General features: G+C 63.6%; 14 protein-coding genes. 8 read left to right on the forward strand and 6 right to left on the reverse strand.

Annotation, left to right across the window (positions count from 1 at the left end; all coding sequences use genetic code 11):
* Positions 1-2 precede the first annotated feature (2 nt).
* The 4 genes from VSX56_RS00850 to VSX56_RS00865 all read right to left on the reverse strand — a co-directional run bounded on the left by VSX56_RS00850 (position 3) and on the right by VSX56_RS00865 (position 5,064).
* Positions 3-695 carry a TRAP transporter small permease gene (locus VSX56_RS00850; RefSeq protein WP_339112402.1) on the reverse strand — a complete coding sequence of 231 codons (693 nt, stop codon included), beginning with the start codon at positions 693-695 and terminating at the stop codon, positions 3-5.
* A 120-nt stretch (positions 696-815) separates the two neighbouring features.
* Positions 816-1,829, reverse strand: coding sequence for a TRAP transporter substrate-binding protein (locus VSX56_RS00855; protein ID WP_350934164.1), 1,014 nt, complete (start codon positions 1,827-1,829; stop codon positions 816-818).
* A gap of 224 nt (positions 1,830-2,053) precedes the next feature.
* Entirely contained in the window at positions 2,054-3,283 is a 1,230-nt protein-coding gene (locus VSX56_RS00860; protein WP_339114502.1) for a sigma-54-dependent transcriptional regulator, read from the reverse strand.
* A 2-nt stretch (positions 3,284-3,285) separates the two neighbouring features.
* Positions 3,286-5,064, reverse strand: a complete 1,779-nt coding sequence (locus tag VSX56_RS00865) for a sensor histidine kinase (protein WP_350934166.1) — start codon at positions 5,062-5,064, stop codon at positions 3,286-3,288.
* Positions 5,065-5,170: 106 nt separating this feature from the next.
* Here VSX56_RS00865 and VSX56_RS00870 point away from each other — a divergent pair, with 106 nt between their 5' ends.
* A complete protein-coding gene (locus VSX56_RS00870) occupies positions 5,171-6,373 on the forward strand; it encodes a cytochrome P450 (RefSeq protein ID WP_350934168.1) in 1,203 nt (400 codons plus the stop codon).
* 10 nt (positions 6,374-6,383) lie between these two features.
* Here VSX56_RS00870 and VSX56_RS00875 read toward each other — a convergent pair whose 3' ends face one another.
* Complete coding sequence (locus VSX56_RS00875) at positions 6,384-6,845, reverse strand: Lrp/AsnC family transcriptional regulator (RefSeq protein ID WP_339112398.1); 462 nt, start codon at positions 6,843-6,845, stop codon at positions 6,384-6,386.
* A gap of 136 nt (positions 6,846-6,981) precedes the next feature.
* On the opposite strand from VSX56_RS00875, the gene cobA reads away from it, so the two are divergent.
* The 6 genes from cobA to VSX56_RS00905 all read left to right on the forward strand — a co-directional run bounded on the left by cobA (position 6,982) and on the right by VSX56_RS00905 (position 11,911).
* Entirely contained in the window at positions 6,982-7,794 is an 813-nt protein-coding gene (gene cobA, locus VSX56_RS00880; protein ID WP_350934172.1) for a uroporphyrinogen-III C-methyltransferase, read from the forward strand.
* The gene (locus VSX56_RS00885; RefSeq protein ID WP_339112396.1) at positions 7,794-8,102 is read left to right on the forward strand and encodes a DUF2849 domain-containing protein; all 309 of its coding nucleotides are present in this window, start codon (positions 7,794-7,796) and stop codon (positions 8,100-8,102) included. The genes cobA and VSX56_RS00885 overlap by 1 nt, the downstream gene beginning before the upstream one ends.
* 13 nt (positions 8,103-8,115) lie before the next feature.
* Positions 8,116-9,780: a nitrite/sulfite reductase gene (locus VSX56_RS00890; protein WP_339112395.1), complete on the forward strand. Its 1,665-nt coding sequence runs from the start codon at positions 8,116-8,118 to the stop codon at positions 9,778-9,780.
* Complete coding sequence (locus VSX56_RS00895) at positions 9,752-10,549, forward strand: phosphoadenylyl-sulfate reductase (protein ID WP_339112394.1); 798 nt, start codon at positions 9,752-9,754, stop codon at positions 10,547-10,549. The genes VSX56_RS00890 and VSX56_RS00895 overlap by 29 nt, the downstream gene beginning before the upstream one ends.
* Positions 10,546-10,917: a DUF934 domain-containing protein gene (locus VSX56_RS00900; protein WP_339112393.1), complete on the forward strand. Its 372-nt coding sequence runs from the start codon at positions 10,546-10,548 to the stop codon at positions 10,915-10,917. The genes VSX56_RS00895 and VSX56_RS00900 overlap by 4 nt, the downstream gene beginning before the upstream one ends.
* Positions 10,918-11,080: 163 nt before the next feature.
* Complete coding sequence (locus VSX56_RS00905; RefSeq protein ID WP_339112392.1) at positions 11,081-11,911, forward strand: ferredoxin--NADP reductase; 831 nt, start codon at positions 11,081-11,083, stop codon at positions 11,909-11,911.
* 47 nt (positions 11,912-11,958) lie between these two features.
* On the opposite strand, the gene VSX56_RS00910 is transcribed toward VSX56_RS00905, so the two are convergent.
* Positions 11,959-12,702: a metallophosphoesterase family protein gene (locus VSX56_RS00910; protein WP_350934176.1), complete on the reverse strand. Its 744-nt coding sequence runs from the start codon at positions 12,700-12,702 to the stop codon at positions 11,959-11,961.
* Positions 12,703-12,829: 127 nt separating this feature from the next.
* Between VSX56_RS00910 and VSX56_RS00915 the strand changes: the two genes are divergently transcribed.
* The gene (locus tag VSX56_RS00915) at positions 12,830-13,489 is read left to right on the forward strand and encodes an SDR family oxidoreductase (protein ID WP_339112390.1); all 660 of its coding nucleotides are present in this window, start codon (positions 12,830-12,832) and stop codon (positions 13,487-13,489) included.
* The last annotated feature ends 229 nt before the right edge of the window (positions 13,490-13,718 follow it).

The raw sequence follows: 13,718 nt of genomic DNA on the forward strand, positions 1-13,718 counted from the left end.
TGTTACTCCTTACCGGCTGCGGTGGCGTGGGTCTGCGCCACACGGTCGACTTCGTCTTCGGCTTCATGGCTGACGATCAGGCTGTCCTGCGTGCCGCGGATCACCCGGATCAGGGCCTGAATGATGCGCAGGGTGATCAGCGCGACGCCGAAGGGAAGGATGAAATAGGGGATGACGCGGGGCAGTTTGTCATAGGCCTCGCCCTGGTTGATCAGCGGTTCGAGCCAGCGGAAGATTTCCAGCATCGGCACCTGATCGGTCTCGTACCATGCGCGGTCGCGGGTTTTCTCGAAACCGGTGGGGAACCAATGGCCCGAAGTCTGGTCGAGCGCTGCATAGGGAGCCCAGTAATCGTAAGCGCCCTTGAGCAGGAAGACCGCATAAAGCAGGCAGCAGAGCGCCGAGATGACCGCCATCACCCGCTTGCCGCGCGCAGGCAGCATATTGGTGACCACATCCACACCCAGATGCGCGGTTTTCTTGAACGCATAGGAGACGCCCAGAATGACCAACCATGCGAAAAGGATCAGCACCACTTCGAGGCCCCAGATCAGCGAGGCGTTGAACACATAGCGCAGAACGACATTCACGAAGGTGATCAGCGTCATCGCTCCGAGGATAAGCGCGATGGCATTTTCTTCAAGACTATCGAAGAACGCCCCCACCGGACCTTTTGGCGTGGTATCATAGGACATGTCCCTGCCCCCTTTTCGAGATGGAAGGTAAATGGATACGGGGTAAGAAAGGCTCCGCACCGCGCGCGGAGCCTTCGGGCCGCTATCCGTGAGTGATGGCTAAAGGAGCGGCCCTTTAGCTCAGTGTTTGGCGTTGATCTCTTGGGCCAGCGCGATATTATCCGCGCCCACATCGCCCTCGAACTCGGCCCAGACGGGCTTCATCGCATCAACCCATGCCTGACGCTGCTCGTCGGTCAGCTCGCGCACTACAGCGCCTGCATCGATGACCGCCTGACGGTTATCGGCATCAACCTGCGCGATCGCGGCGTTACGGTCCGCCGAAACCTCGGCCATGATGGTTGCCAGCTGGTCGCGGATATCCGCGTCGAGGCTCTCCCACCAGTCGGTCGAGACGACGACCATATAATCGAGGAGGCCGTGATTGGTCTCGGTGGTGCCGTCCTGCACTTCGTAGAATTTCTGGCCGTAGATATTGGACCAAGTGTTTTCCTGACCATCCACAACGCCGGTTTGCAGCGCGCCGTAAACTTCCTTGAACGCCATCGGCTGCGGGCTTGCATCCAGCGCCTTCATCTGTGCCACCAGCACGTCCGAGGGCTGCACGCGGAATTTCAGACCCTTCGCATCGGTCGGCAGCAGGAGCGGCTTGTTGGCCGAGAACTGCTTGAGCCCGTTATGCCAGAAGGCCAGACCCATCAGGCCGCGGCGCTCCATGGAGGCGAGCATGTCCTGACCTGCGACAGATTGCTGGAACTCTTCCACAGCGTCCATGTTCTTGAACATGAAGGGAAGGTCGAAGATGCGGAAGACCTTGGTGAAGGTCTCGAATTTCGACAGCGAGGGGGCCGCCATCTGCACATCGCCCTGCAGCATCGCCTCGAGCACCTGATCATCATTATAGAGCGTCGAGTTCGGATAGACCTCGACACAGGCCTTACCGTTCATTTCTTCGTTCACACGATCTGCAAAGGCGCCTGCGGCGATCCCTTTGGGGTGCTTGTCGGCATTGGTGACGTGGCTGAACTTGATGACCATCTCGCCGTCGTCGCAGGCGGCATTTGACAGACCAGCGGTTGCGATGATGGCGGTCGATGCCAGTGCGAATGCCTTGACGGTTTTCGTAACTTTCATGGGGCTCCTCCCAGATCCATGCGGCGCGATTGTCGCGCCCCTCTCCATGAACACAGGATTGCGGCCGCCATGCACCCACCGCAATACAGTTATGCAAAAATAATTAAATTGTTTATCTTCAGGTGGTTACATTAAATACACATGAGCATGATCACAGGATTGTGCGAAATATCGCACTTGGCAGAAAACCGCCTGTGCGAGATTTCGCACAACCTCGCGCCCTGTCAGGACCGGTAATCCTCGGGTTTCACACCATGCCGTGTCAGCTTGTCATAGAAGGTCTTGCGGGGCAGTTTCAGCGCCTTGGCCGCATCGGAGGCCCTGCCCTGATGTTTCTCCAGCGCGGTCACCAGAATACCGCGTTCGAGCCGCGCCATCTGCTCGGACAGGCCCGGCTCCTCCTCGGGATGCTCGCTATCGCTGAGCCCCATCGTGAAGCGCATCGCCTCCGACATCAACGCCCGCGCATTGCCCGGCCAGTCGCGGGCCGCCAAACTTTGCAGATAGCCCTGCGGAATCTCGGGCATCGGCAGCGAGGAATTCTCGCAAGCCAGACGCACATAATGGCGGAAGAGGATCGGGATATCCTCGGGACGCTCGGACAGCGCCGGCACCCGCACCCGCATCATATCGAGTTTCCAGTAGAGATCGGGATGGAAACGCCCCGCATCACGTTCAGCCGCCAGATCGCGATAGGTCCCCGCAATCAGCCGCGTGGCGGGCTGGGTTTCCAAAAGCTGCAGCAGAGTAAATTGCACAGGCTGCGGCAGATCGGCGATCTCGTCGAGGTAAAGCGTGCCGCCATCGGCGGTGGCAAAGGCCTGCTCCAGCGTTTCGGGGCTCAGCCCCGCGGCCGAGCGTTTCTCGAACGGGCGTTGGGCCGCTGCAGAGAGGAGGTGGATCACCTCAGCCGCCTTGGAATTGCCCGCGCCCGGCGCGCCTGTCACCAGCACCTCGGCCCCCGAGCGCGCGGCCATACGGCACGATTCCCGCAGCCGCTCGGCGACCTCCGAATTGCCCGCAAGCACCCGCGCCGCCGCATCGCCCTTGCGCGCCTCGCGATGGAGCGCGCGGTTTTCCATGACAAAGGCGCGGGTCTTCATCGCCTTCTCGACCACGGCCAGAAAGTCACGCGGCGCACAGGGTTTTTCCAGAAAGTCGAAAGCGCCTCCCGTCATGCCGCGCACGGCAGAGGGCACATCGCCCTCGCCCGTCAGCAAGATCACCGGCAGCTCGGGGTCGAGCCCGCGCACATAGTCGAGCAGGAAGAACCCGTCGCGCCCGGGCATGCGAATATCGCTGACCACGATACCGGAGAAATCGGGCGTCAGATGGTCCTTGGCCTCGATGAAACTGCCCGCCACGACAGGCTCCAGATCGGCCAGTTCGATGGTCTGCGACAGCGCCTCGCGCACGGCACGGTCATCATCGACCAGCAGCACCTTGTTCACCACACTCATGACATCTTTCCTTCCTTGGCCCGTTCTTTTGCCCGCGCCAGAACCAGCGTGAAGACCGCTCCGCCCTCGGGCCGATTTGCCCCCGTCAGACTTCCGCCAAAGCTCTGCACGATCCGGTAGGAGATCGACAGGCCCAGCCCCATCCCCTCGTTCGTGCCCACCTCCTTCGTGGAATAGAACGGGTCGAACATGCGCTCGGTATCGGCAATCCCCGCGCCATTATCAAGCACGCGCAGGCAGACCTCCTCCGCCCGCTCCTCGAGCTGCAGGACGATCACCGGCGGATCCGCCTGCCCGCAGGCATCGGCGGCATTGGACAGCAGGTTCACCACCACCTGCGCCAGCCGCGTCTCGCCGCCCATCACCCAGACGGGATGATCGGGCGGGCTCCAGCGCAGCTCGAGCTTCGAGAGACGCGAGCCCGAGATCTCGAGGGCGGTCGCGACCACGCGCACCATATCGACGGGCGAAGCAGGCTCGGTCTCGGGGCGGGCAAAGGCCCGCAGGTTGCGGATGATCCGGCCCATCCGCCCCGACATCTCGCCAATCCGGCGCAGATTGTCCTGCGTGCGCTCGGGCTTGCCGCGTTCGAGGAAGATCGCCGCATTCTCGGCATAGGTGCCGATCGCCATCAGCGGCTGGTTCAGCTCGTGGCTGATCCCCGCAGACATCTGCCCCAGCGCCGAGAGCTTTCCGGCCTGCACCAGTTCGGCCTGCGCATGCAGGAGCGCCTCATGGCTCTCGCGTAGCTCGCGTGTGCGCCGCGCCACCGCCTCCTCCAGCTCGACATTGAGCGCGGCCTCCATCGCCAGACGCTCCGCCAGTGCCTGACGCCGCGCCCAGAGCGTGGCGATAAGCGTCCCGATGGCCAGCATCGCCAGCGCCGCCACGAACATCTGCACCCGCGCCTCTTTCAGGATCGGCGCGACCGGCACCTCGGAATGGCCAGTGAGCCCGATCACCGGCAGATCCAGAGAGACCGGCAGCGCGCAATCCGGGGCACAAATGATCTCCTGCCCCGCGATCACCTTGCGCCGCGGCGCCACCGTGACGAAGGGGGTGTGTGCGGGATAGACCTTGGGATCGGGCAGCGCGGCACCGGCCTTGCGCCGGAAGACGAGACCCGCCCGATTTGCGGTAAACACCACCCCCTGCGTATCGGTAAACCACACCGGCAGCGGATCACCGCGGCCGGTCGCCTCGACCGTCTCGGCATCAAGCGTGAGACGGATGATCCCGGCCACACGGCGTCCGCCTTCGGGCTGTGTCACGAAAACAGGTGCGGCAAAGGCGAAGATGCGGTGCAGCCCGTCCCCCTCCACACCATGGGTCCGGCCGAGGGCACCATGGGAGGCCCGTTCGAGATCCTCGGTCATCGGCAGACGGGCCGGAAAGTCCTCCGGCGCGGCCAGAACCCCGCCATCGGGGCGCAGGAGCACCAGATGCTCGGCCCCTGCCAGATCGGCAAAGCGCTGCAAGATGCGGGCCAGTTCGGCGGCGCCCAGATCGCCTGTGCCTGCCACGAGCGCGCGCACATACGGGTGGTCCGCGGCCAGCACCGCATCCTCACGATATTGCGCAAGTGCCCCCACCAGCCGGTCGGAGGCCAGCCGCAGATCCGCCACACCGCGCGCCCGCGCCTGCGCCATGCCGGTTTCGGCCGCATGATACCAGACCGAGACCGACGCCCAGAAGAGCGCGGCCAGCGCCACGCAAAGCGCGCCCGCATTGCGCAGCTTTCTCAGGCGGGAAAGAGGAGCGGTGCCCTGTGTCATGCTTCCTGTCATCCGGTGGCGGCCGCGATCTGTCAACCGTCGATCTGTTTGCGGGACGACGCCAAGACCGCTTGCCAATTTTTTGGACCGGGCGCTTAATGGCCCGATGACCGAACTGCTCTCCCTTCCCCATCTCTCCCGCTCCCCGCGTGATCCCGCTTTCGTGCAGGACCCCTATCCGTTCTATGACATGATCCGGCAGGCGGGCCCTGTGGTGCAGTGGCAGGAGTGGGGGCTTCCGGTGACCGCGCGCTCCACGGTCGTCTCGGCCTGCCTGCGCGACCGGCGTCTCGGGCGCGAGGCACCCGAAGGCTTCGGCCAGACCCCGCCCGCCCATCTGGCGCCGTTCTACGATATCGAGGCGCATTCGATGCTGGAGCTTGACGGCCCGCGCCATGCCAAATTGCGCGCACAGGTGCTCCGCGCCTTTACCTCGCGCCGGATCGCGGCGCTTGCGCCCGAGATCGAGACGCTGTGCCACCAGCTGATCGATGCGTTCCCTGCCGGTGGATGCGATCTGCTGCCCGCCTATGCCCAGCATCTGCCCGCCATCATCATCGCGCGTCTTTTGGGGCTGCCGGACGCGACCGCCCCAGATCTGCTACGCTGGTCGCATGCGATGGTGGGGATGTATCAGGCCCGTCGCACCGCGGAGGTGGAGGCCAAGGCGGTCGCCGCCAGCAGCGAATTCGCGGCCTTCATCCGCGCAACGCTTGCCGAGCGGCGTCGGGATCCGCGCGAGGATCTGCTGTCGGCGATGCTGGCTGCGCAGGCCGGGGATGGCTCGGGGCTTAGCGAGGACGAGATCCTCTCGACAGCGATCCTGCTGCTGAATGCGGGGCACGAGGCGACGGTGCATAGCCTCGGAAATGCGGTGGCCCAGTTTTTGGAGCGGGAGACGCAATGGCCTCAGGGCGATCCCGCCGCCGAGGCCGCGCTGGTCGAGGAGGCGCTCAGGGTCGATCCGCCGCTCCATCTGTTTGAGCGTTGGGTACTGGAGGATATGGAGATCGGAGGGCAGGCCTTCCGCCGTGGCGACCGGATCGGGCTATTGCTGGCCGGTGCCAACCGCGATCCATCCGCGTGGGACAGGCCAGGGATTCTGGACCCCGCCCGCCCGAGCCGCCCGCATCACGCCTTCGGGGCTGGCGCGCATTTCTGCCTCGGCGCGCCGCTTGCGCGGATGGAATTGCAGATCGGGCTGCGGGTCCTGTTTGCGCGCCTGCCAAATCTGTCTCTGGGCGAACGCCCGGTTTATGCTGACCTCTACCCATTCCACGGGCTCGAGACGCTCGCGCTGACCTATTGAGCCAGGCCGCTCACAGCGGCAGCATGGTGGTGCTTTTGATCTCTTCCATCGACAGGAGGGCGGTCACGTTATGCACCTTCACCTCGGAGATCAGCGCCTGATAGAACACATCATAAGCGCGGGCATTTTTGACGCGGACCTTCAGGATGTAGTCGATATCGCCTGCCAGACGATGCGCCTCCATCACCTCGGGGCGCGAACGCAGCGCGCTGAGGAATTTCTGCTGCCAGTCTGCCTCGTGTTCCGAGGTCCGGATCAGCACGAAGAAACAGGCGTCAAAGCCGAGCGCCTCGGCATCGAGGATCGCTGTCTGCTGGCCGATGATGCCCGCCTCGCGCATTTTGCGGATACGATTCCACACGGGCGTCTTGGAAGAGCCCACCTTGCGGGCGATATCGTCCAGCGACTGGCTGGCATCGAGCTGCAGCTGCGAAAGAATTTTCCTATCCATGTCATCGATACGGACCGACATTCGCGCAACCTCCAGTGATCGGAACATATGTTCCAAGTTCATATGCGATACGAACATATATCCTTATCTGCAAGACCCCCATAGCGTAAAGGTGGGATATTTTCCTATATAGAGGGAGCCAAACAGGGGTTCTCCGATGTCTCAGAGCCAGATCGCCAAAGATACATCCCTCGTCACCTTCGCCGGTGCGGGTCCCGGCTCTGCCGATCATGTCACTCTGGCGGTGGCGCGGGCTCTGGAAAGCGCCGATATCGTGCTACATGATGCGCTGGTAGGCCCCGAAGTGCTGGACCTGATCGGCGCGCAGGCCACCCGCATCCGGACTGGCAAGCAGGGGTTCGGACCCAGCATGGCGCAGGACGAGATTTCCGCGCTGATCGTGGACTTCGCGCTACAGGGACGCCGTGTGCTGCGCCTGAAATCGGGGGATGCTTCGGTCTTCGGGCGACTGAACGAGGAAATCGCAGCCCTTGAGGCGCATGGCATAGGCTTCCGCGTCCTGCCCGGTGTCACCTCGGCCTCGGCTGCCAGCGCGGCCATCGGCCAGAGCCTGACCGAACGCGGCCGCAACAGCGAGCTGCGCATCCTGACGGGCCATGACACCGACGGCTATACCGACTCCGATTGGGCCAGGCTTGCCGCGCCGGGCACCGTGGCCGCCTTCTACATGGGCAAGAAAGCCTCGCGCTTCATCCAGGGCCGCCTGATGATGCATGGGGCTGCCCCGAGCACGCCGGTCACCCTTGTCGAGAACGTGAGCCAGCCCGACCAGCGGATCTGGGCGGCAAACCTTGCCACCCTGCCCGATCAGGCTAGCCTATGCCAGGGGCCGACAGTCATTCTTTTCGGTCTCGCGCCGCGCGCGGCGGTGGCCACCCTTTCCCTTACCGATCTTCACCAGCCGGATCACACCGCCCTGGAAGTCCACGCCCGTGAGGAGGCATTCTGATGGCACGCAAATTCACGCCCAAAGTCCTGACCGCCAATGACCTGATGGAAGGCGATGTAATCTATCTCGCCGCCGATGGCTCGTGGGTGCGCGACCATGCGCAGGCCGAGTTCCTCGAGGACGAGACCATTGCCGAGATGCGCATGCTGGTGGCACAGGGCCAGCCCGAGATCGCCGTAGGCCCCTATCTGGCCGATGCGAAAATGGGCGAGAACGGCCCCGAACCCATCCATTTCCGCGAGGCTTTCCGGACCCGCGGCCCGTCGAACTACTTCCACGGCAAGCAAGCCGAAACGGCAAGCCAGTAACAAGGAGCGCGCGATGTATACCTATTCCGATTTCGACGAAGCTTTCGTCCGCGAGCGCTGCAAACAGTTCCGTGCGCAGGTCGCCCGCCGCATCGACGGCTCGCTGACCGAGGACGAGTTCAAGCCGCTGCGTCTGATGAATGGCGTCTATCTGCAGCTGCATGCCTATATGCTGCGCATCGCCATCCCCTATGGCACGCTGCGCTCGGACCAGATGCGCCAGCTGGGCATGATCGCCGACAAGTTCGATAAGGGCTATGGTCACTTCACCACCCGCCAGAACATCCAGTTCAACTGGCCCACGCTGAAGGATATCCCCGATATCCTCGACGCGCTGGCCGATGTGCAGATGCATGCGATCCAGACGAGCGGAAACACGATCCGCAACACGACCGTGGACCATTTCGCCGGTGCCGCCACCGACGAGATCGCCGATCCGCGCCCGACGGCCGAGCTGATCCGCCAGTGGTCGACCGACCACCCCGAATTCCAGTTCATGCCGCGCAAGTTCAAGATCGCGGTCGGGGCCTCCACCCATGATCGCGCGGCGCTCAAGGTCCATGACCTCGCCGTGGAGCTGGTCGACAAGGACGGCCAACAGGGCTACCGCATCCTCGTGGGCGGGGGCTTGGGCCGCACGCCGATGATCGGTCAGGTCATCACCGATTTCATCCCGAAAGCGGATCTGCTGCCCTATCTCGAGGCGGTGGTCTCCACCTGGAACATCATCGGTCGCCGCGACAACAAATATAAGGCCCGCATCAAGATCACCGTCTTCGAGAACGGGATCGAGAAGATGCGCGAGCTGGTCAACGAGGAATTCGCCAAGACCCGCGCGAAATTCTCGGGCTATGACCAGGAGGTTCTAGCCGATCTCGAGCGCCAGTTCGCGCCGCCGGCCTTCAAGAATGCCGACCCTTCCTCACTGGAGACGGCCGTTGCGGTCGACCCGCTGCTCGCGCGCTGGGTTGCCCGCAACACAAATCCCCATAAGGTCGAGAACCATCTGTCGGTGGTGATCTCGCTCAAGGAGCATGGCAAGACGCCGGGCGATGCGACGGGCGACCAGATGCGCCTGATGGCCGATCTGGCCGATCAGTATGGCTATGGCGAGCTGCGTATCAGCCACGAGCAGAACGTGATCCTGCCGCATGTCGCCAAGGCCGATATCCCCGCGCTCTTCACCGAACTCGCCAAGGCGGGTCTGGCGACGGCGAATGCGGGCCTGACCTCGGATATCATCGCCTGCCCCGGCATGGATTACTGCGCGCTGGCCACCGCCCGCTCGATCCCCGTGGCCGAGCAGATCGCACTGCGCGTCAAGGAGCTGGATCTGGAGGACGAGATCGGTCTGATGAAGATCAAGATCTCGGGCTGCATCAATGCCTGCGGGCATCACCATGTGGGTCATATCGGCATCCTCGGTCTGGACCGTGCGGGTGTCGAGAACTACCAGATCACGCTGGGCGGCGATGCGACCGAGACGGCCGCCATCGGCGAACGCACCGGCCCCGGTTTCGCCTATGACGAGGTGGTTCCTGCGGTGGAGCGTCTGCTGAAGACCTATCTGGAGAAACGCAACTCCGCCGAGGAAACCTTCCTCGACGCCTATCGGCGCCTCGGTGCCGATCCCTTCAAGGAGGCGCTATATGGAGACGCTAAGAAAAATGCCGCGTGACGGCTGGGCCTCGATCGAGGACCGCGTCGCGGGGCTGAACAGCCGCTACAAGCACCATGCCGCCATCACCGTGATGGAGAAGGCGCTTGATGACCATGACACGGGCGATGTGGCGATGGTGTCGTCTTTCGGCGCGGAATCCGTTGTGCTTCTGCACATGGTCTCGCTGATCCGTCCGGCCACGCCCGTGCTGTTCATCGATACGCATATGCTGTTTCAGGAGACGCTGGATTACCAGAAGGATGTGGCCGAGAAGCTGGGGCTCACCGAGGTGCGCACTATCACGGCCGATCCCAAGGATCTGGCCTTCGAGGACCCCGACGACACGTTGCACCAGTTCAACACGGATGCCTGCTGCGCGCTGCGCAAGACGATCCCGCTCGAACGGGCGCTGAGCCAGTTCGATGCGTGGATCACGGGGCGCAAGCGCTACCAGTCCGGCACCCGTGCGGCGATCGACTTCTTCGAGGTGGAAACCCCCACCCGCATGAAGATCAATCCGCTGGCACACTGGACGCGCGAGGATCTGCAGGAATATATGATCCAGAACCGCCTGCCGAAACATCCGCTGGTGGCCAAGGGCTATCCGAGCATCGGCTGCGCCCCCTGCACCAGCCCCGTGAAACCGGGCGAAGACCCCCGCGCGGGCCGCTGGCGCGGACAGACCAAGACCGAATGCGGGATCCATTTCATCGGCGGCAAGGCCGTGCGCGTGGGCCCCGATGGCAAACCGATTGACGAAACCCTCAAGGGAGACACCGTCGCATGAGCAAGATTGTACGCGATGACGGCTTTCATGCCGATGAGTTCACGGGCGATGCTGTGGTGCTGCCCTCCGATACCGATCCCGCACAGCTGGCGGCGCTGACGCAAGGCGCCGAGATGGTGATCTGCGAGTTCCCGTCCTTTTCGGACGGGCGCGGTTTCACCCTTGGCCGCCGGTTGCGCGATCTGGGCTTTGCGGGGCGTCTGCGCGCCCGCGGCCATGTGATCGCCGATCAATATGCGATGGCGCGGCGTCAGGGCTTCGACGAGGTCGAGATCTCGGACGAGCTGGCCACCCGCCAGCCGCAGGAGCAATGGGTCTTCCGCGCCGACTGGCAGGACCATTCCTATCGCCGCCGTCTGGTCGGCTGAGCATTTGGGGCTTTGCCATAATCGCGTCAGTGCGCTATGGCAGAGCCCAGCCAGAGAGAGCCAATCCCGGACGGGCCAGTTTACGAATGGGCCAGCCGTCCACCATGTTCATTCCGGATGCCCCTCCCCATTGCCCGAGGCCCGGACCAAACACGAGACCGCCATGACCGATACCGCAACCAAAACCCCCGCCGTAAAGACCCTTCCCGATGCGCAGACCGTCACCTCGGTCAAGCACTGGACCGACAGCCTGTTCTCGTTCCGCGTGACGCGCCCGCAATCCCTGCGCTTCCGCTCGGGCGAGTTCGTGATGATCGGCCTGATGCAGACCGACGAGAAGACCGGCAAGGAAAAGCCGCTCCTGCGTGCCTATTCCATCGCCTCGCCCAATTGGGACGAGGAGCTGGAATTCTACTCGATCAAGGTGCCGGATGGCCCGCTGACCTCGCGTCTGCAGCATATCAAGGAAGGCGACGAGATCATCCTGCGCCCCAAACCGGTGGGGACGCTGGTGCATGATGCCCTCCTTCCGGGCAAGCGCGTGTGGTTCCTTGCCACTGGCACCGGCCTTGCGCCCTTCGCCTCGCTGATGCGCGACCCCGAGACCTACGAGAAATTCGACGAGGTCATCATGATGCATACCTGCCGCACCGTCGAGGAGCTGACCTATGGCCGCGAGCTGGTCGAGGGGCTGCAAAATGACGAGCTGATCGGCGAGATGGTGGAGGGAAAGCTCAAATACTATCCCACCACTACCCGTGAGGATTTCCCCACCATGGGCCGCATCACCACCAACCTGTCCTCGGGCAAGGTCTTCGAGGATCTAGGCCTTGCGCCGATGAACCCCGAAACCGACCGTGCGATGGTCTGCGGGTCGCTGGCGTTCAACAAGGACGTGATGGAAGTGCTCGAGAGCTTCGGTCTGCGCGAGGGCGCCAATTCGGAGCCGCGTGAATATGTGGTCGAAAAGGCTTTCGTTGGCGACGGCGTCTGAGCCCGTCCTGACCGAGTAGCAAACGCCCCGCCTCTGCGGGGCGTTTTTCATTCGAGCCAGCCGGTTGTCAGGGCCCGTGCCCATTCGGCCCGCCCCTCGGCTTCGGCCCGTGCCACCATCGCGGCATTGTCATAGGCCACATACCGGAAGGCGGCCTGCCAGCCCGCAGCCCGCCGTTCGACCACCGCATAGCTGGCATGGGGGGAGCCAGTCTGCATCTTATGCGGCACGGGCTCGTCATCGTCATAGGCGGGACAGCCGACACTTCCGGGATTGAGGATGATCCGCCCGTCGGGCAACCGGACAAGGCGCGGGATATGGGTGTGGGCGCAAAGGATCAGACCCGCATCCACCCCTTCTGCCTCCGCCTCGATCTCGGAGAGACTGGCCGTGCGCGGCACACCATCAGGGCCGACACGCTCCAGCCAGTAACTTTCATCGCTGCGTGGCACGCCGTGACAGGCAAAGATCCCGCCTTCCAGCTCCAACACCTTGGGTAGCGCCCTGAGCCAGTCCAGATCGGCAAACGACAACTGGTCGTAAGCCACCCTGTCGGACCGGCCCATCGCGGCGGGCTCTCGCGTGATCAGATAGCGGTCATGATTGCCGCAGATAGACAACATCTCCCGCGACCGCAGACGTGCTGCTGTCCCCGCCGCATCCAGCGGCCCGCTGAAATGATCGCCCAGATTGATGATCTGGCCGATCCCCTGCGAATCGATATCGGCCAGCACCGCCCCGAGCGCATCGGAATTTCCGTGGATATCGGCAATCACGGCAAAACGTCGCATGGCATCCATTCCCTCTGGTCTTGTGCCTCTCATGGCCCGCAGACGGCAAGAAATCCGGCGCCACCCCTTTCCTTGCCGCGCTCAGCGCTAGCTGAGCACTCAACAGTCTATGCGAAGGAATCTTGAGATGGCACGAATTTTTCTGATCGGATCCACTGGTGGCGTCGGATCCCGGCTGGTGCCCATGCTGGTGGCGGCAGGCCACGAGGTCACGGCGCTCCACCGCAAGCCCGAGCAGGCAGACCGGCTGCGCGCGCAGGGCGCGACGCCCGTACAGGGCGACATCATGGAGCTGATGGCGCAGGATCTGGTGCCGATGATCGAGGGGCATGGCATTGTGGTCTTCTCGGCGGGGGCGGCAGGTTCGGGGGTGGAGCGGACCTCACGCATCGATGGCGAGGGCCCGCGCGAGGTGGTCGCGGCGATGGACCGTGCGGGGGTGGACCGGCTCTATCTGGTCTCCGCTTTCCCCGAGGCGGGCCGCGGACGCGATCCGAACCCCAATTTCGAGCATTACATGCGGGTGAAGAAAGAGGCCGATGCGGCGGTGGTGCGCAGCGATCTGTCCTGGGTCATCCTGCGTCCCGGCACTCTGGTCTCCGAGGAGGAGGATGGCGGCATCAGCGCAGGACTGGCCCTGCCCTATGGCAGTGTGAAACGCGGCAATGTCGCGCGGGTGTTGGCCACGCTGATCGACATGCCCGCCATCAGGCGCGAGCTGATCGAGCTGACCGATGGCGATGAGACGCCCGAAGACGCGCTGAGCACATTGCGCCGCGACATCTGAGCCGGCGATCGTGCGGCAGGGTGCGGGACAGATTCGTTGCGCGCCTGCCTTGCCCCCGCCCTGCCTCGGCGCGAGCGGGCGAGGTCACGCTCCCCTCCACAGTGCTCCGAAAACACCCAGATCACGGGCTGCTCCGGCTTCGCGCGAAATTTAATCCGATTTGCACCCCGTGCTGGAACCGGATGGCGACGATTGCGGTTGAATCCTGTGAAAAGCGGCCCTATTTTAC

The organism is Thioclava kandeliae (assembly GCF_040297545.1).
GTDB lineage: Bacteria > Pseudomonadota > Alphaproteobacteria > Rhodobacterales > Rhodobacteraceae > Thioclava > Thioclava kandeliae.

Coding starts and splice junctions, on each gene's coding strand:
- VSX56_RS00850 (WP_339112402.1), bottom strand. CDS start 695: ATGTCCTATGATACCACGCCAAAAGGTCCGGTGGGGGCGTTCTTCGAT.
- VSX56_RS00855 (WP_350934164.1), bottom strand. CDS start 1,829: ATGAAAGTTACGAAAACCGTCAAGGCATTCGCACTGGCATCGACCGCC.
- VSX56_RS00865 (WP_350934166.1), bottom strand. CDS start 5,064: ATGACACAGGGCACCGCTCCTCTTTCCCGCCTGAGAAAGCTGCGCAAT.
- VSX56_RS00870 (WP_350934168.1), top strand. CDS start 5,171: ATGACCGAACTGCTCTCCCTTCCCCATCTCTCCCGCTCCCCGCGTGAT.
- VSX56_RS00875 (WP_339112398.1), bottom strand. CDS start 6,845: ATGTCGGTCCGTATCGATGACATGGATAGGAAAATTCTTTCGCAGCTG.
- cobA (WP_350934172.1), top strand. CDS start 6,982: ATGTCTCAGAGCCAGATCGCCAAAGATACATCCCTCGTCACCTTCGCC.
- VSX56_RS00885 (WP_339112396.1), top strand. CDS start 7,794: ATGGCACGCAAATTCACGCCCAAAGTCCTGACCGCCAATGACCTGATG.
- VSX56_RS00890 (WP_339112395.1), top strand. CDS start 8,116: ATGTATACCTATTCCGATTTCGACGAAGCTTTCGTCCGCGAGCGCTGC.
- VSX56_RS00895 (WP_339112394.1), top strand. CDS start 9,752: ATGGAGACGCTAAGAAAAATGCCGCGTGACGGCTGGGCCTCGATCGAG.
- VSX56_RS00900 (WP_339112393.1), top strand. CDS start 10,546: ATGAGCAAGATTGTACGCGATGACGGCTTTCATGCCGATGAGTTCACG.
- VSX56_RS00905 (WP_339112392.1), top strand. CDS start 11,081: ATGACCGATACCGCAACCAAAACCCCCGCCGTAAAGACCCTTCCCGAT.
- VSX56_RS00910 (WP_350934176.1), bottom strand. CDS start 12,702: ATGCGACGTTTTGCCGTGATTGCCGATATCCACGGAAATTCCGATGCG.
- VSX56_RS00915 (WP_339112390.1), top strand. CDS start 12,830: ATGGCACGAATTTTTCTGATCGGATCCACTGGTGGCGTCGGATCCCGG.